This window comes from Proteus sp. G2675, from assembly GCF_963886535.1.
Lineage (GTDB): Bacteria > Pseudomonadota > Gammaproteobacteria > Enterobacterales > Enterobacteriaceae > Proteus > Proteus mirabilis.
In genome coordinates, this window is the sequence record NZ_CAWPCB010000009.1 from 1 (window position 1) to 18151 (window position 18151).

General features: G+C 39.1%; 18 protein-coding genes. 3 read left to right on the forward strand and 15 right to left on the reverse strand.

What is annotated here, in order from left to right:
- A partial coding sequence (locus AACQ49_RS01650) for an RNA-guided endonuclease InsQ/TnpB family protein (protein ID WP_161778855.1) occupies positions 1 to 481 on the forward strand: 481 nt, incomplete at its 5' end.
- Between the two features lie 13 nt (positions 482 to 494).
- On the opposite strand, the gene AACQ49_RS01655 is transcribed toward AACQ49_RS01650, so the two are convergent.
- From AACQ49_RS01655 to acs, 4 genes are all read right to left on the reverse strand, one after another.
- Positions 495 to 2126, reverse strand: a complete 1632-nt coding sequence (locus AACQ49_RS01655) for a phosphoethanolamine transferase (protein ID WP_012368601.1) — start codon at positions 2124 to 2126, stop codon at positions 495 to 497.
- A 322-nt stretch (positions 2127 to 2448) separates the two neighbouring features.
- Positions 2449 to 4104, reverse strand: a complete 1656-nt coding sequence (locus AACQ49_RS01660; protein ID WP_004246620.1) for a cation acetate symporter — start codon at positions 4102 to 4104, stop codon at positions 2449 to 2451.
- A complete protein-coding gene (locus tag AACQ49_RS01665) occupies positions 4101 to 4412 on the reverse strand; it encodes a DUF485 domain-containing protein (protein ID WP_004246621.1) in 312 nt (103 codons plus the stop codon). The genes AACQ49_RS01660 and AACQ49_RS01665 overlap by 4 nt, the downstream gene beginning before the upstream one ends.
- 164 nt (positions 4413 to 4576) lie before the next feature.
- Positions 4577 to 6535, reverse strand: coding sequence for an acetate--CoA ligase (acs, locus tag AACQ49_RS01670; protein WP_049218761.1), 1959 nt, complete (start codon positions 6533 to 6535; stop codon positions 4577 to 4579).
- Between the two features lie 367 nt (positions 6536 to 6902).
- On the opposite strand from acs, the gene sodA reads away from it, so the two are divergent.
- Positions 6903 to 7526, forward strand: a complete 624-nt coding sequence (sodA, locus tag AACQ49_RS01675) for a superoxide dismutase [Mn] (protein WP_004249861.1) — start codon at positions 6903 to 6905, stop codon at positions 7524 to 7526.
- 117 nt (positions 7527 to 7643) lie between these two features.
- Entirely contained in the window at positions 7644 to 8318 is a 675-nt protein-coding gene (gene yiiM / locus AACQ49_RS01680; protein WP_004246625.1) for a 6-hydroxyaminopurine reductase, read from the forward strand.
- A gap of 40 nt (positions 8319 to 8358) precedes the next feature.
- Here yiiM and trpS read toward each other — a convergent pair whose 3' ends face one another.
- From trpS to AACQ49_RS01735, 11 genes are all read right to left on the reverse strand, one after another.
- The gene (gene trpS / locus AACQ49_RS01685; RefSeq protein WP_161778856.1) at positions 8359 to 9387 is read right to left on the reverse strand and encodes a tryptophan--tRNA ligase; all 1029 of its coding nucleotides are present in this window, start codon (positions 9385 to 9387) and stop codon (positions 8359 to 8361) included.
- Between the two features lies 1 nt (position 9388).
- A complete protein-coding gene (locus tag AACQ49_RS01690; protein WP_004249859.1) occupies positions 9389 to 10099 on the reverse strand; it encodes a phosphoglycolate phosphatase in 711 nt (236 codons plus the stop codon).
- Positions 10096 to 10770 (reverse strand): ribulose-phosphate 3-epimerase, encoded by a 675-nt coding sequence (gene rpe / locus AACQ49_RS01695; protein WP_004246629.1) that lies wholly within the window; start codon positions 10768 to 10770, stop codon positions 10096 to 10098. The genes AACQ49_RS01690 and rpe overlap by 4 nt, the downstream gene beginning before the upstream one ends.
- 44 nt (positions 10771 to 10814) lie before the next feature.
- A complete protein-coding gene (dam, locus tag AACQ49_RS01700) occupies positions 10815 to 11630 on the reverse strand; it encodes an adenine-specific DNA-methyltransferase (protein ID WP_004249858.1) in 816 nt (271 codons plus the stop codon).
- A gap of 81 nt (positions 11631 to 11711) precedes the next feature.
- Positions 11712 to 12656: an SPOR domain-containing protein gene (locus AACQ49_RS01705; RefSeq protein WP_004246636.1), complete on the reverse strand. Its 945-nt coding sequence runs from the start codon at positions 12654 to 12656 to the stop codon at positions 11712 to 11714.
- A 154-nt stretch (positions 12657 to 12810) separates the two neighbouring features.
- Positions 12811 to 13905 carry a 3-dehydroquinate synthase gene (gene aroB, locus AACQ49_RS01710; protein WP_004249857.1) on the reverse strand — a complete coding sequence of 365 codons (1095 nt, stop codon included), beginning with the start codon at positions 13903 to 13905 and terminating at the stop codon, positions 12811 to 12813.
- Positions 13906 to 13957: 52 nt separating this feature from the next.
- Positions 13958 to 14479 (reverse strand): shikimate kinase AroK, encoded by a 522-nt coding sequence (gene aroK / locus AACQ49_RS01715; protein WP_012368596.1) that lies wholly within the window; start codon positions 14477 to 14479, stop codon positions 13958 to 13960.
- A gap of 580 nt (positions 14480 to 15059) precedes the next feature.
- On the reverse strand, positions 15060 to 16175 hold the full coding sequence (locus tag AACQ49_RS01720; RefSeq protein ID WP_004246639.1) for a secretin N-terminal domain-containing protein: 1116 nt from the start codon (positions 16173 to 16175) through the stop codon (positions 15060 to 15062).
- 6 nt (positions 16176 to 16181) lie between these two features.
- Positions 16182 to 16715 carry a hypothetical protein gene (locus AACQ49_RS01725; RefSeq protein ID WP_036919372.1) on the reverse strand — a complete coding sequence of 178 codons (534 nt, stop codon included), beginning with the start codon at positions 16713 to 16715 and terminating at the stop codon, positions 16182 to 16184.
- Complete coding sequence (locus AACQ49_RS01730; protein ID WP_049203841.1) at positions 16699 to 17298, reverse strand: PilN domain-containing protein; 600 nt, start codon at positions 17296 to 17298, stop codon at positions 16699 to 16701. The genes AACQ49_RS01725 and AACQ49_RS01730 overlap by 17 nt, the downstream gene beginning before the upstream one ends.
- Complete coding sequence (locus tag AACQ49_RS01735; protein ID WP_124725335.1) at positions 17286 to 18110, reverse strand: hypothetical protein; 825 nt, start codon at positions 18108 to 18110, stop codon at positions 17286 to 17288. The genes AACQ49_RS01730 and AACQ49_RS01735 overlap by 13 nt, the downstream gene beginning before the upstream one ends.
- Between the last annotated feature and the right edge of the window lie 41 nt (positions 18111 to 18151).

Consider the following 18151-nt stretch of genomic DNA (forward strand, 5'->3'; position numbering starts at 1 on the left):
AGTCACCAGTGAAATCAGCAAAAACCACGCAATGATTGTCATTGAGGACTTAAAGGTCAGTAATATGTCTAAATCGGCAAAAGGTACGACAGAACGGCATGGACGGAACGTAAAAGCTAAATCTGGTTTAAACCGCTCAATACTGGAGCAGGGCTGGTATGAAATGCGCCGTCAGCTTGAGTACAAGCAGCTCTGGCGAGGAGGTCAGGTACTGGCAATACCCCCAGCCTACACCAGTCAGAAGTGCGCTTGCTGTGGACATACAGCAAAGGAAAACCGCCAGTCACAAAGTCAATTCGAGTGCCTTGAATGTGGATATACAGCGAATGCTGATATCAACGGGGCACGTAACATTTTAGCGGCAGGACATGCCGTGCTTGCCTGTGGAGGGAGGGTGCAGTCAGACCGCCCGTCGAAGCAGGAACCCGCCGAGGTGATTCCAGACATCAGTCTGAACGCAGTAGGGATCCACGTCCTTTAGGGCGTGGAGGATGTCAATGAGGCGCTTGCTCTTCTGATTCTAATAGTGCGTAGTTTAATAACTTCTTATTACCATCGATGACCATCATTGACGTTTTTGTTTGATAGCATTCGCTTAAAGGTGAGTAACATTTTTTCGCTGAGTTATGTTCAATACCTAGCCATTGGCTTAATAGCCAATAATTATCTGCGGTAGAAAAAGGTTTATTCAAATTTTCTTCATTGATATTTGGTCGCGTTGCAGATGCGCTATACCAAATAAAGAGCGGTATATTATAAGCTTCTTGGCGAGGACTGTTCACGCCATGGTGATAACGTACTTCTCTATTTTTATCTAATCGTTGTAATGCGTGATCTGAAAAATAGAGTATAGATGCGGGTTTATCTTGTATTTTTTCAATAATTTGGCTGATAAGTTTGTCAGTATAAGCGATAGAGCTATCGTAGCAGTTATCATCTTCTTGTTGGGAAAAGGTTTTAAGGTAAGTGCTAGGAAAACGATTACATGCTGGCTCATGACTACCATAAGTATGTAGGACAATGAGCTTTTTATTTGATGAGTTATCATTAAGCGCATTATCTAAAAATGGCAATAATTCTTCATCATAGCCAATAAATTCATTCCATTTTTTATGTTGGGCCATATTGGCAATAACAGAAATCACACTCGTTTTTGGATTTCCTTTACCTTGGTTACTTAACCAATATGTTTTGAAGCCAGCATGATTGGCAAGAGAAATGATATTATCAGCGTAGTGTTTCTTATCATATAACTCTGTTAGGTTGATATTAGAAAGGGATATGGGTACTGATAATATGGTCACAGGCGCAGGAGAATAAGCTTGCTTAAATAATAAAATATTATTTTTTTCTTTCTCTAAATTAGGGGTAGTATCGTACGGATACCCATAAATTCCTAAATGATCACGTCGTACTGATTCACCAATCAAAAGAATATAAATTTCTGTTTTTTGATCCACTTTATCATAGTTAAAATTAACTTTTTCTGATGTGATCTTTTTGATTTGTCTATTTTCGTGGAAAGTCCGCACTAAAGCTGCTGCATTGTAAAAAGGGGTATTAAGTAGATAATACTCAGCAAGTAATTGGGTTTTACTCTCTGATCTTATTGCTAAGTTTTTGTATAGAGAAATAAGAATTATTAATATAAAAATAGCAATTAAACATCTTTTATTAGTTTTGTTATTTAAATAACGGGCGCTAATATGTATTAAATAGAAAAAACTGGTAAATATAACAATATAAAAGAGTACATAATATTTATTATAAGAGAGCATACCAACAGTTTCACTTCCATTAGTATTAATGAAAGTTTCTGCTATTGATGATGAAAAGGGAATATCATGTTCACGATAAAAAAACAGTGAGATGGAGAGGTTTAAAGACCATAAAGCTGCAACAATAAAAGTAATCACTTTTCCTATAGTAAACCGATAGATACCTGCGCAGAGCAACATCAGGAGCCAACCGATAATCACCATAGAGAACTTTTGTTCAATATGCAGGGTTGAACCCGCTAATAGTGCAGGTACTATAGATAAAATAAATAAAAGAGAAAAGTTTATTACTTGAGACATGCTTTTATCATTATCACCTTTTTCCATATAGAATAAAAAGTTAACCATTTAGCATTTCATAATACAAGTCTTGTTTAGCTAAAACGAGTCTGAAATTGATATTTCAGTACTTATCTTATCTTTTATTGACTTATTATACTGTTACTTATAGTTATATTTACACTTTTAATTATTGTTATAATAATTTTAATTAATTGATCTTGCTTGAAATTTTCCAATAGACTTAAAATTAAACCACATTAGTTAATAGTAATTTAAAATATCGTATAGATATGTATTTTTAAACCGATATTAATTTAATTAAGTAAAGAGTAAAAAAAAGTGCCAACATTGTTGGCACTTTAAGAATAAAAAACTATTTTACAGATGTTTAATGAGGTTTACCTTGCTCTGCACCAATACCTATTTGTGAGCGAATAAACTGAGCTTCAAATTTCATACGCTCTTGAGTTGCCAGAGAAGAATTATCGGTAATGGAGAATAACCATGAAACGATAAAGGCAATGATCATAGAGAAAAGAGCAGGGTACTCGTAAGGATAAATAGGTGTATCATGACCAAGAATACTCACCCAGATCGTGGGACCTAAGATCATTAAGGTAACGGCAACAATTAAGCCAGACCAGCCACCAATGACAGCCCCACGTGTTGTTAATCCCTTCCAATACATAGAGAGTAAGATAATAGGGAAATTACAACTTGCAGCGATAGAGAAAGCTAAACCGACCATAAAGGCAATATTCTGTTTCTCAAATAAAATACCTAAACCAATGGCGACAATGCCGAGAATAACAACCGTTATTTTCGAAACTTTTAGCTCTTGTCGTTCATCTGCTTGGCCATTTTTAATTACATTGGCGTATAAATCATGAGAAACGGCAGATGCACCCGCTAAAGTTAATCCTGCAACAACGGCTAAAATAGTGGCAAAAGCGACTGCAGAAATAAAACCAAGGAAGAAATTACCACCAACAGCATCCGCTAAATGAACAGCGGCCATATTGGTGCCACCAATTAAAGCACCAGCGGCATCTTTGAACAGAGGATTAGGGCTAACGAGTAAGATAGCCCCGAAACCAATAATAAAAGTAAGAATATAGAAATAACCGATAAAACCTGTCGCATAGAAAACACTTTTACGAGCCTCTTTTGCATCGCTAACGGTAAAAAAGCGCATGATAATGTGGGGAAGTCCTGCGGTACCAAACATTAAGGCAAGACCTAAGGATAATGCAGAGATAGGATCAGAAACTAATCCTCCTGGACTCATGATAGAAAAGCCTTTTTGATGGACGTTAACAGCTTCTTTAAACAAAGTATTGAAGTTAAAGTCTGCCGCTTTCATTACCATGACCGCCATAAAAGTTGCACCGGCGAGTAATAAAATGGCTTTGATTATTTGTACCCAAGTGGTGGCTAACATGCCGCCAAAAAGGACATAAAGAACCATTAAAATACCGACTAAGATCACCGCAATATGGTAGTTTAAGCCAAAAAGTAGCTCGATTAATTTACCTGCCCCTACCATTTGAGCAATAAGATAGAGGGCAACAACAACTAATGAACCTATTGCAGAAAGTGTTCTAATGGGCTTTGGACTTAAACGGTAAGAGACAACATCAGCAAAAGTATAGCGTCCTAAATTACGCAAACGTTCAGCGATAATAAATAGAATGATTGGCCAGCCGATTAAAAAGCCAATAGAGTAGATAAGTCCATCATAGCCAGAAGTGTATACTAACGCTGAAATTCCTAAAAAGGAGGCGGCAGACATAAAATCACCAGCGATAGCCATACCATTTTGAAATCCGGTAATTTTGCCACCCGCAGTGTAATAATCAGACCGTGATCGTGTTCGTTTAGAGGCCCAGTAAGTAATATACAGTGTTAAGCCAACAAAGATCAGAAACATGATAATGGCTTGGAAGTTAATTGGCTGTTTTTCACCCCCTTCTGTTATCGCTGCGGCTAATACATTGGGGGATAATAACGTTAATAGTGATATGGCGTAGTGTTTATTTTTCATTTTTCTACCTCACCAAGAATTTCTGCCGTTAATTTGTCAAACTCTGTATTTGCTCTAATAACGTAAATCCCTGTTAGTAGAAAAGAGGCGATAATTAAGCCAATACCGATAGGAATACCTCGAGTAATGTAACTGCCTTCATAGAGCGGTGTACCTAACCATTGTGGATAAAAAGCAATCAGCAATATAAATGAGACATACATAACAAGTGTAATAATCGAAAGTCCCCATGAGAAACGACTACGTTTTTTAACCAGTTCTTTAAAGCGAGGGTTATTTTCTATCTCTTGATAAATATTGGGATTCATCAGAGTTCTCCTCAAAATAATTATTTGGTTTATTACATGATTTAGAGGTGTTTATCCCCGCATGTCATGAATTTGTGATAAGAGAGCCCTGCAAAGGCATAAAATGCCTTTGCATAGTAGTATTCCGGTTTTATTGACTGCTGTATTATTTGAGCACTAGCACTTTAAATGGTCAGTGATAGAGACTGTTTTTCTTCTAACAGTTTTTCTACAACGCCTGGATCGGCGAGTGTTGAGGTATCTCCAAGGTTAGTTGTGTCGCCAGAGGCAATTTTACGCAAGATACGACGCATAATTTTCCCAGAGCGTGTTTTAGGTAAGGCATCTGTCCAATGAAGGATATCAGGTGTTGCTATTGGGCCTATCTCTTTACGTACCCAATTGCGCACTTCTGTATAAAGCTCTGCCGTAGGCTCTTCACCATGATTTAGCGTGACATAAGCATAAATAGCTTGTCCTTTTATATTATGGGGAATACCAACAACAGCCGCTTCTGCAATTTTAGGATGGGCGACAAGTGCGGATTCAATTTCGGCGGTACCTAAACGGTGACCAGAGATATTTAAAACATCATCAACACGGCCTGTTATCCAATAATCACCGTCCTCATCACGACGGGCACCGTCACCTGAAAAGTACATGCCTTTAAAGGTCGAAAAGTAAGTCTGTTCAAAACGGTCATGATCGCCAAATAATGTTCTTGCTTGGCCCGGCCATGAATCTACGATCACCAAATTACCTTCACAAACACCGTCTTGTATTTCCCCCATATTGTCAACAATCGCAGGTTGTACACCAAAGAATGGACGAGTCGCTGAGCCTGGTTTTAGATCCATTGCTCCCGGCAATGGGGTTATCATGAAACCTCCTGTTTCTGTTTGCCACCATGTATCAACAATAGGGCATTGGCTACGTCCCATTTTTTGATAAAACCATTCCCAAGCTTCTGGGTTAATAGGCTCTCCTACTGAGCCTAAAATGCGTAAAGAGGTTCGTTGTGTACCTTCAATGGCTTTGTCTCCTTCCGCCATTAATGCGCGGATCGCAGTAGGTGCGGTATAGAGAATATTAACTTGGTGTTTATCAACAATCTGGGCCATACGATTGACGGAGGGGTAATTGGGGACGCCCTCAAACATCACTGTTGTGGCACCATTTGATAGCGGGCCATATAACAAGTAGCTATGGCCAGTTACCCAACCGACATCCGCTGTACACCAATAAATCTCACCATCATGATAGTCAAAGGTGTATTTAAAGGTCATTGAGGCATAAACAAGATAACCGCCAGTGGTGTGCAACACGCCTTTGGGTTTCCCCGTAGAGCCTGATGTGTAGAGAATAAAGAGTGGATCTTCTGCGTTCATGACTTCCACATCACATTCTGTACTGACGCCTTGAACAATTTCATCCCACCATAAATCGCGTCCTTCAATCCATTGTTCTGTTTGCCCTGTTCGACGTAAGACCACAACATGTTCAATAGGCGGGATATCCACATGAGTGAGGGCATCATCAACATTTTTCTTTAAGGGGATTGCTCTACCAGCACGTAAGCCTTCATCGGCAGTGATCACTAATTTTGCTTTAGAGTCAATAATGCGCCCTGCCACTGCTTCTGGTGAGAAACCACCAAAAATAACAGAATGAATAGCCCCAATACGAGTACAAGCCAACATCGCAACAGCCGCTTCAGGAACCATTGGCATATAAATAGCCACCACATCGCCTTTTTTGATACCCAGTTTTTTTAATACATTGGCGAATTGACAAACATCTTGATGAAGTTGGCGATAGGTAATGCTTTTCGATTCATTAGGGGAATCACCTTCCCAAATAATAGCAACTTGATCCGCGCGTTTTTCTAAATGGCGATCAAGACAGTTTTGGCTAATGTTAAGTTGCCCATCTTCAAACCAGCGAATACGGACATGGCCTGGATCAAAGGAGGTATTTTTCACGATAGTATAGGGGGTTATCCAATCAACAATTTTCCCTTTATCTGCCCAAAAGGCCTCAGGGTTTTCGATGGATAATGCATAATCTTTTTGGTATTGCTCTTTATTAATCAGGGCGTGCTTTGCAATGTTTGCGGGAATGTGATGTTGGTTTATTTTTGTCATAATTGTTCTCCTTACTGTTGTTAATACTATGTCAAAAAGTCGTTAACAAAAGAGGGTAAAGAGACATTGTTTCTTTTTTGCGCATAAGATCACGAAATAATGGAAATGCTTTTCATGGCGTGATCAATTAGTGCTAAAGGTTGTTATGTATAATTTATCTACCTTTTGGGTATTTTATGAAATATTAAACCAATAATAAGCTTTTTATTTAAAATAAAATACTGTGAAAATTGATGTCACTGGGTTGGATAAAAAAACCACAAAAATAATATGGATATGATAATGATTTTCATTAACATTTTTTTCACTATAATAAAGAGATAAATCACATGGCGTGATCGAATATAAAACAGCACTGGAGATTAATATGAGCTATACATTACCTGCACTCCCTTATGCTTATGATGCGCTAGAACCTCATTTTGATGAGCGCACAATGGAAATTCACCATACTAAGCATCATCAAACTTATGTGAACAATACCAATACTGCGTTAGAAAAACTGCCTGAATTAGCGGGTTTAGAAATTGATGAACTCGTTAAAAATTTACATAAAGTACCTGCTGATCAACGTACCTTTGTACGTAACAATGCGGGTGGTCATTCTAACCATACTTTCTTCTGGAAAGGATTAAAGCTAGGCACTCAATTACATGGTTCATTAAAAGATGCCATTGAACGTGATTTCGGTAGTGTTGATGCATTTAAAGAGTTGTTTGAAAAAGCCGCAGCTAGCCGTTTTGGTTCAGGTTGGGCATGGTTAGTATTAAAAGATGATGGAAAATTAGCTGTTGTTTCTACCGCAAACCAAGATAGCCCATTAATGGGTGAAGAGTTAGCAGGTGCATCTGGCTATCCAATTATTGGCTTAGATGTATGGGAACATGCGTATTACTTGAAATATCAAAACCGTCGTCCTGATTATATCAAAGCATTCTGGTCTGTAGTTAACTGGGATGAGGCGCAAAAACGCTATCAGAGCAAAGCATAATATCGCTATCATTCTCTTTTCTCTCTATTTATCAATGCCGACAATTATTGTCGGCATTGTTTATTTAGCCTGCTCTCTTTATTATAAAAGGACTTTTTTTCATTGAGGCAATGAGTTATGCGCTATTTCCCCAGTGTTTTTATTGGCAATATCACGACGACTGCAAATGGATTTACCAGTGCGATCACCAAAAGGCTGGTGGATGGGCATATTAAACTAACATCACTGGGCTTAGCAGGTGATGAGCAAGCAGAAAAAGGGTTTCATGGTGGGCCTGATCGTGCTTTGTGCCATTATCCTCAAGAACATTATCATTACTGGTCTGAGCAATTTCCTCAACTGGCTGACTTATTTAATGCTCCTGCGTTTGGTGAAAATATTTCGACTACCGGTCTGACAGAAGAGAATGTTTTTATTGGTGATATATATCAATGGGGTGACGCTTTAATTCAAGTGACCCAGCCTCGTTCACCTTGTTATAAGTTAAACACTGTGACTGATATCAGCGATTTTTCACAACTGATGCAAGATAGCGGTTTTTGTGGCTGGTTATATCGCGTGATAAGTCCCGGCGAAGTAGGCTGTCATCATCCTTTGGTTCTACGCTCAAGAAATAGCGATATCTCGGTCAAAGAAGCAATTGCTATTGCTTTTCATATGCCATTTGATGAGGAGTCGTATCGTCGCTTATTAGCAGCGGCAGGACTATCTGCTAGTTGGTGTAAAACCATGCAGTTAAGATTGCAAAAACAAACTATTGAAAGTTTTGATAGAAGGCTATTTAAGAAATAGTCAGAAAATAGGCCAGCAGTTATCTGGCCTATAATAACGATTATGGGTGAGCAATAAACCCAATAGCCTCATAAACCTTATCTAAGGTTGTTTGAGCGCGCGCTTTCGCCTTATCGGCACCTTCTTTCATGATTTTATTTAATAGTGCTTCATCATTACGGAAGGTGTTAAAGCGTTCTTGAATATTTGTCAGCATATCTGATACAGCCTCAGCAACCGCGCCTTTTAGATGACCGTACATTTTGCCTTCAAATTCAGCTTCGAGTTCAGGGATCGTTTTACCTGTTACACCCGCTAAAATATCTAATAAGTTAGAAACACCAGCTTTGTTTTCTAGATCATACGCAACGCGAGGTGGCTCTTCTGAGTCTGTAACAGCACGTTTTATTTTTTTCGCCGCCGCTTTGGGATCTTCAAGTAAAGCGATAACATTATTGCGGTTATCATCAGATTTAGACATTTTCTTAGAGGGATCTTGTAATGCCATCACGCGTGCGCCACCTTTTGGAATAAAAGGATCGGGTACGGTGAAAATGTCCCCATAGATGGCATTAAAGCGTTGGGCAATATCACGGCTTAATTCAAGATGTTGTTTTTGGTCAATGCCAACTGGTACTTGGTTGGTTTGATAAAGGAGGATATCGGCTGCCATTAAGACGGGATAATCAAATAATCCTGCATTGATATTTTCAGCATGACGAGCTGATTTATCTTTAAATTGGGTCATACGGCTTAATTCACCAAAGTAGGTGTAGCAGTTTAGCGCCCAGCCTAATTGTGCATGTTGTGGAACATGAGATTGTACAAAAATTGTGCTTTTTTCAGGATCAATGCCACAAGCGAGATAAAGAGCCAGTGTATCTAAGGTTCTTTTTCGCAGTTCGGTAGGATCTTGGCGTACAGTGATGGCATGTTGGTCAACGATACAGTAAATGCAATCGTAGTCATCTTGCATTTGTACCCACTGACGTAGTGCTCCCATATAGTTCCCGATAGTTAACTCACCAGAAGGTTGTGCACCACTGAATACAATAGGCTTTTGAGCCTTTTTTTCTACTGAAGTCGTCATGTTAGTTCTGTTCCACTGTTGTCATTGACGTAATATCAAGGATAGAGAGCAAATCAGCAAAATCGTCGAGTATAAAATCGGGTTTGCTATCTGCAATGGGTTCACCGTAGTTATAACCATAAGTTAACCCCACACAAGGGCACTGTGCTGCTTGAGCGGCGATAATATCGTTACGGGAATCTCCGACAAAAAGAAGCTCTTCTTTTTTAACACCAAACGTGCCCATTGTTAAATATAATGGTGCTGGATGGGGTTTTTTTTGTTTTACATCATCACCACCAAGCACCAATGAGAAGTCGTTGTCTATACCTAATTGCTTTAACAGTGGTTGGATAAAAGGAGTGGGTTTATTCGTCACTATGCCTAAGGAGAGAGAATACGAAGCAAGTTTTTCTAGTGTCTCTTTAACGTGTGGAAATAGATTGCTTCCTGTTTTGACAGAGTTTGCATAGCACTCATCAAAGAGATCACGTACCTCTTTTAATAAAGTATCGGTGACATCTTTAACACCACAATGGTGCAGTGCGCGCTTTAATAGCATATCAACACCATTACCAACCCAAATGGTGACATGGTGTTTATCCACTGTTGGGAAGCCTTTTGCTTTTAGTGCATAGTTTGTGGCTTCTGTTAGCCCAACAGCGCTGTCAGTTAGTGTGCCATCAAGATCAAAAGCGATAGCACGAATACCTTTGAGTTTTTTTTCTGTCATTTCGATACCTTATCTAATTCTCGGCGCATATTGTCGATAACCTGTTTATAATCTGGCTGATTGAAAATAGCAGAGCCAGCAACAAACATATCCGCACCTGCTTGAGCAATTTCGGCAATATTATCAACTTTGACACCGCCATCAATTTCTAAACGAATGTCATAGCCACCATCATCAATCATCTTGCGAACTTGACGTAATTTATCGAGTGTCTTTGGTATAAATGATTGACCACCGAAGCCAGGGTTTACTGACATCAGAAGAATAAGATCTAATTTATCCATTACATAATCGAGATAGTTGAGAGGCGTGGCAGGATTAAGGACTAAACCTGCTTTACAGCCACAATCTTTGATTAATTGAATAGTGCGATCAACATGCTCACTGGCTTCGGCATGAAATGAAATATAGGTTGCTCCTGCTTGTGCAAAATCAGGAATAATACGATCAACCGGTTTTACCATTAAGTGGACATCAATAGGTGCTGTGATCCCGTAGTTGCGTAGCGCTTTACAAATTGGTGCACCGAACGTTAAGTTAGGGACATAGTGATTATCCATTACATCAAAATGAACCACATCAGCACCTGCAGCGAGCACTTTCTCCGTATCTTCACCAAGGCGGGCGAAATCTGCAGATAAAATAGAAGGGGCAATCAGAAAATCTTTCATCGCGTTCTCCTGACAACACTCCCATTGTCGGGAAGTGTTAACGATTATTTATATAAGGCTAGTAATTCGTTCACTTTGCTACGACCTAGTGTGTTGCTACTAATTGTTCTTCTGACTTTCACACTATGTAGCTCTTTCGCGTCTACATACCACTCTTTTGTTAACGCAGTTTCATGATTTGATATTAACACGGGTATCTGTCTCTCGTAAGCCAACATTGAGGCAAGTTGAGCTAGATGCTGTTGTTCTTGGAAACTAAAGCTATTTGTATGGTATGAGGTAAAATTTGCCGTCGGTGATAACGGTGCATAAGGTGGATCACAGTATACAACAGAACCTTTGGTGGCATTTGTCATGGTTGATGAATAGCTTTGGCAGACAAATAAGGCTTTTTGCGCTTTTTCTGAAAACCAAATCAATTCGTCTTCTGGAAAATAAGGTTTTTTGTAGCGACCAAAAGGAACATTATATTCACCTTTGGAGTTGTAACGGCATAATCCATTGTAGCAATGACGGTTTAAGTAGAGAAAAAGCACACTGCGTTGGTATGGATCTGTTGATTGATTAAAGTCTTGTCGTAGTTGATAAAACTCTTCTGCATTATTCATCTGAGGGGTGAATAATAGTTGAGCATCCTTCATAAATTTTTCAGGATACAGTTTTACCGTATTATAGAGATGGATGAGATCGCTATTTATATCGGCAAGAATATATGAATCATATTCTGTATTTAAAAATACAGAGCCAGCACCCATAAAAGGTTCAATTAAACAGTTACCTTGAGGTAGATGACGCTTAATGTCATCTACCAAAGGGTATTTACCACCAGCCCATTTTAGGAATGCGCGTTTTTTTTTCATGCCGTCCAAATTTCTCAATCGTTTCAGAGTCGCCGATTGTACTCTGTTTCAGACAGCATATCAGCGGTGAACATCGTTAACTTATTTTTTTAGATCCTGATGAACATGTTTCATAGGTCTAACCCAAGGTTTTTTAGCTTGCACAGCCGCCGGTAATGAAGCCACGGCCTGTTTTGCTTCGCTTATATTACGATAGTTACCATAGATGAGTACATACCAAGGATTACCATTACGCTGGGTTTTATAAATAGCGTAGTTTCCATTAAGATTTTTTTTAGCGAAAGCTTCTAACGTATCTTGGCGACTCGCACCACTTAGCTGCAAAGTATAATTTGTTGCAGGAATGGCTGCTAGGTTATTTGCTGATAAGGCTCCTGATGCAACGGGTTTTGTGGTTGGTTTTGCCACAGGCTTAGTCTGTGTGGTTGCAGGAGGTGTTACCGGCTTGGTTGGTGTAGGTTTGACCTCTGGTTTTTGTGTTGGTGCCGGTTGTGGTTTGGTCACCGGAGTTTGTGGCGTTGTCGGTTGGTTTTGTGTATTTTGCTGTTGTTGATTAACAGCTTGGTTAACACCTGCTTGTTGTTGATTGAGTGAATCAACAATATCTCCTGGGATCTCAACACGTTGACCTTGAGAGTCAATCATTGGGGGGAGATTTTGAGATGGCTGCGTTGTAGGCTGCTGTATTTGTTGACCCGTCAGCTCCTGAGGTGTAGATGTTTGATTGTCTGTTGATGTTACTGAAGGCTGAGACAGTTCAATATTCTTTTCTGTTCCTGTTGTTGAGGCCGTTGTTTCTTTATCACTGTCTGGTGATTTCAGCGCAGAGCTTATCGCAATAATTAAAAGAATGAGAACCAGTACCCCAACACCTATCATCATCTGTTGACGGGATACAGAGAAACGAGCATTTTTTAATGGGTTATTACGAGGTCGATTAGTGCGACGTTCGGGTCTATCCGAAGTATCAGGTTTGAGTGAGTTATCGCCACTCTTAATTTCATTTTCAGGTTTGAACTCGTCCATTATGCCCTCCGTCAGAGCGTCAAAAAGCGAAAGTTAGCCATTACCTCTAGTATAAGGATGAAACGCTTTTTCTGAAACGTCACATTTGAGATTATTAACCAGAATTTTCCTTAAATAGACTTTCCAGTTTATCTCTCGTTAGGTGATGGTATGCTTAATTTGCATTAATGCATGATGTTATCGCTTTATACACTTGTTCGCGAGAGATATCCGCACGTAGTTCTGATTGACCGATACCTTTTGGTAATACAAGGTGCAATTTACCCGCGGAAACTTTTTTATCTCGCATCATATGAGGTAAATAGTCTTCAGGTTGCATCTCATCAGGGCCATTGACGGGAAGATTTGCTTTTTTAAGTAATTGGATCACTCGCTGAGTTTCTGCTTGAGTAAATTGACCCAAATCTTGTGCGGTTTTAGCCGCCATAACCATACCCGCAGCGACAGCTTCACCATGTAGCCACACACCATATCCCATATGTGCTTCAATTGCGTGACCATAAGTATGACCTAAATTAAGTAAAGCTCGTAGACCACTCGTCTCTTTTTCGTCTGCTGCGACTACTTGTGCCTTAAGTTCACAGCAACGGCGAATACAGTAAGCCATGGCTTTAGGTTCAAGCGCTATCAGTTTATCAATATTGTTTTCAAGCCAGATAAAGAAGTCTTTATCTAAAATAATGCCATATTTAATCACCTCCGCTAAGCCTGATGACAACTCACGAGGAGGAAGCGTTGCAAGACAATCGAGATCGATAACAACAGATGCCGGCTGATAGAAAGCACCAATCATATTCTTACCCAGTGGATGGTTAACTGCTGTTTTTCCACCGACAGAAGAATCGACCTGTGATAATAACGTAGTAGGAACTTGAATAAAACGTACACCACGTTGATAACTTGCAGCCGCAAAGCCTGTTAAGTCACCAATAACACCACCCCCTAGTGCAAGCAGTGTTGTATCTCGATTGTGATTTTTTTCTAATAATGCAGTAAAGACATCATTCATTACCGTCAGGGATTTATACTGTTCCCCATCAGGTAAAATCACGCTATCAACCAAAACACCTTGTTGTTCTAAGGTGTTTGTTACCTTGTCTAGATAGAGCGGCGCAAGTGTCACATTTGTGACAATCATCACTTGTTGCCCTTTTTTTAAAGGTAAAAAGGTTTCAGGCTGGTGAAAAAGGCCAGAAGCAATGGTAATGGGATAGCTTCTTTCACCTAAAGTCACAGTGATTTTTTCCATAGCAACGGCCTTCTTCAAGTAGTCTTTACTTTCATCTCATCTAAAGAATTTATTAGTTTTTCTCTAATAATTCAATAATTTGATTTGCAACGATTTTTGCACTCTGATCATCAGTATGAATGGTGATATCAGCAATCTCTTCGTAAAGAGGATTACGCTCTTCTGCGAGGGTTTCCAGTACATCACGTACGGGTTCAACACCTTGCAATAAAGGACGTTTTTTATCTCGCTGAGTACGAGCAAGTTGTTTTTCAATGTTGGTTTCTAAATAAACAACAACACCGCGTGCTGATAGTCGGTTACGGGTTTCTCTTGATTTCACCGAACCACCACCTGTTGCCAGTACAATGCCTTGCTTTTCAGTAAGTTCGTTGATTATTTTTTCTTCACGTTGACGGAAGCCTTCTTCGCCTTCTACATCAAATACCCAACCTACATCTGCACCTGTACGTCGCTCAATTTCCTGATCGGAATCATAAAATTCCATACTAAGTTGTTGAGCTAACTGACGACCAATAGTGCTTTTGCCGGCACCCATAGGCCCAACCAGAAAGATATTACGTTTCTCTGCCATGTTTTTGGTATTACTAAGATATTCGTTAATGATAACCCGCCCCGCCAAATTCATTCAGCGACGGGACCTAAACTGAAATTTATGAGTGTTTATTTCATTCACGCCTGATAACGTGTGTATCTACTCTCATATTAAAACTGAGTTTTTTCAGTAGAACGCTATTAAATAACCACGTGTTGTCGCAAGCGACAACACAGGATAAAAATCCCTTTGCCTACAGTACATAACAAGATATGACCTATAAAAATTATATTATCTTTGTTGGCAATGCGGAGATTCTAACACAATTTAGCCGGAAAACCGCATCTGATCACTTTGTCTTTTCTGTCATCAGTTGATCAATATTACATATAAAAAGCCCTACCTCCAAGAAAGAGGAAGTGCATAAAATGTATCCGTATTATCGTTGTGATGTTTCAGGCCCACTCAATTAGCTAACCCTTGTAAGCTAAATCGTCCTCAGCGTCAAATCTATAAATAGAGATTATAAGAAAAAACAATGAATAACTTACAGTTTTATCTTGGCAGAAATAAGGTAATTGTTTGTATTATAATAAAAAAATAAATCACACTAAGAAAATTAGATTAATTTGGGTGTAATAAAAATAACCAATTCATGACGACTATGTTGGTCACGCTTATGGCTAAAAAGTATCCCTAGTAATGGCAGTGAAGATAAAAAAGGAATTTTTGCTGCATGCTGTTGCTGCTTTTGTTGAAATATTCCTCCTAACATCAGAGTCTCACCATCATGAATAGTAACTTCTGTCATTATTTCTTGTTTATCTATTGAAAGATGTTCACTACCTCCTTGTACTAAGGCAATACCTGGTGTGTTTTGACTAATTTTTAATAGCAATCTAATTTTATTGCTTCTTTGAATGATCGGCGTTACCTCCATCCCCAAAACAGCCTCTTTAAATTCAACTCGGATGGTGTCGTTATCTCTGCTGACATAGGGAATTTCGGTTCCTTGCTTGATAGATGCCGTTTTTTCATGTGCAGCCGTTAATCGAGGACTGGCAATGATGGCGAGTTGTTTCTCTTGTTCTAAGGCGCTTAGTTCTAATTCTAAAAGACGACTATTAATTCTGGCGATATTAAAGGCTATGTAATGTAAGGGGTTTTTTGTTTTTTGATGCAGTGCCAATGCGGCAAGAGAAGGTGCTGTGAGCGGTGCTGATGCTATGTTATGAGGTGTTGTAGTATTGTTTGATGTACCTTCTAAATTTGCCGATTTCATATTGAGTAATCCCCACTGCGTTCCTAACTCATTTAACGCATCCTGACTGCTACTGATGATATGTGCGGTAATATGCACCTGTTGCTGTGGTGTTTCTTTAATTTTTAACCAATCAGAAATTTCAGTATGTGCTTTTTCTGTATCAATAATGGATAAGCTATTTGAATCTTTATCTATGGCTATTCGTCCATGATCACTGAGTAATGAAATTCCATAGTTCGTTAACTGCTGTGCCACGGTGGTTACATCAGCATACTGTAGTGGGTAGATACGATGGTGTAATGTGCTGTTTTGGTGTTGAAGAGTTTCACTATTATCTGTTTTATCAATGAAATGGTGAGTGTTATTACTATCAATAGGTTGTTCTGGATAAAAAGGATCTCTGGATTGAGCAAAACCAGCAAAGCACAAAATAGATAGTAGTAACAGCAAATAAAAAAAGACGCTTTTCATAATATTTCACTCTGACTTCAAAGGCGCTAGAACATTTGGGGTCGTTATGTCGACTAAATTCAATTCAACTGAGAGTAAATCAGGGGGGATAGGCGAAATGAGCAGTGCAGAAAGAGCGCAACCTGCTTGATGTAGATGCGCTAATAACGTTAGTAATTGTGAGTAAGAGAGTGAAAAACGTAGCTTAAAACTATTATCGACACTATGTTGCCAACTATGAGGTATCAAGTGATGGTTATCGATTATCTGTTGTAAACGCTGATAGGCTGAGCCTGTTTGTGGTGGAAGTTTATAGTCATTTTGTAACGTTTTTAATAAGGCTATAGCAGGAGACGAATGCAATATAGACTGCAGTTGTTGTATCTGCGTTTGGTGTTGGCTAATAAGCTGTTGTTGCGCGGTTATGTCCTGCTGATAGCCCGAAAAGCTGAATAAATAACATAACAAACTCACTATTATAGAAGGGGCTAAACTTAAGAGTGCCTTTTGCCAAAAAGGTAAAAGGGCGAAATAAATTACCCAATTAGTCTTTATTTTCATTGTTATCGACATCCTGTTCGCTATGTCTATGTTGAGATACTTGATATTGCCAACTCTGCCACTTACCAGAAAACCTTATTTCGCTGTAACGGGGATCTTGTTTGCTCTGTTGAAAAGAGGAGAGTGTTAATGATGTCAGGTTGGGGTGTTGGTTAACTTTAGATATAAAAGTAAGTGCCTGCTCACAAGGGAGCCGCACCTGAAGCGAAAATGTTGCATCATTTTCAGAAAACTGCGCGATATAACCTTCCATAGGGAGCAGTGTTTCTAGTGCTTGAAAGAAAGCGAGGTAACTTAAATAGTGAAGCCAATGTTGATAATAATGCCAATAACGCTGTTGATATAAGCGGGTGATTTTCTGTTCATGTTGGTCATTGTGATATTGCTTTTGTAGTGAGTACTCACGTTTTTGATATTGTGATTGTAAAAGTGAGAGTGTTTTTACTTGTTGTACTAAATAATAAGCGTAGTAACCGCAAGCACTGAATGTAATAACAACGAGTATCATGCTCCAATAAAGCCACCGTTGTGCTTGATGTCGATATAAGGCTTGACGCCAAGGAAGAAAATTTATTTGATACATGCTGTCTCCCAAGGACGCAAAGCTAAACCAATGGCAATTAGAGGTAGCGTCTTTTTGGGCGGTATAGACATAAATAGCCGCTCTTTTTGGGTTGGCCAAATAGGCATTTGTTGGCGAAAGTATTCTGCATTGTCACCTGAGAAATAACATTGCTCCTGTGGCCAATGATGCTTGATGAGTAATTGCTGTAATTGTTTTTCTTGCTCTTGGTGGTCTTGATAAGAAAGAGTACCGTAATGGGGCATCTCTTTATCTGCACAAACCCAAAGCATTTGATTATTTTGACAAAAAATTAATATGTTGTGAGGCGATATGTTGAGATGTGTGGCAACATAACGCAACGCACAAGCTGGAATATCAATCGCAGTGATGGTTAAGTTTATTTTGGCGAATAAGGCAATATAAGTCTCTATCAGTGTCTTGTTATGTAAATGGATGGCGAGATGTTGGTTATGTTGCCGATAATCGAATTGTACCGCTTGTTTGGTGACTTGTTGATGAGATGTGGCTCGGAGTTGTGCTAATCGATAATAGGCTGCTGGTGTCAGGGAAATCAGGTTAGATAAGGCAATGGTATGATAACTTGCCACTGTATCGGGTAATGCCAATGCAATACGGTTGATTGGCGGTAGAGATTGTTGCCATCGTTTTAAGATAGTTCTTAAATTTATATCATCTATATTATCATTAAGAGGTAAAGGGAATTGCCAAAATGCATTGATCTTCCATTGCTTATTCTGCTGAAATACTAAAACGGCATTGATATGATTGATATTAATTTCAATACCAATCTGATAATTATCTGTTTTCATAAATGATATCCATATCTATTGAATGTGTAATAGCCTATTTT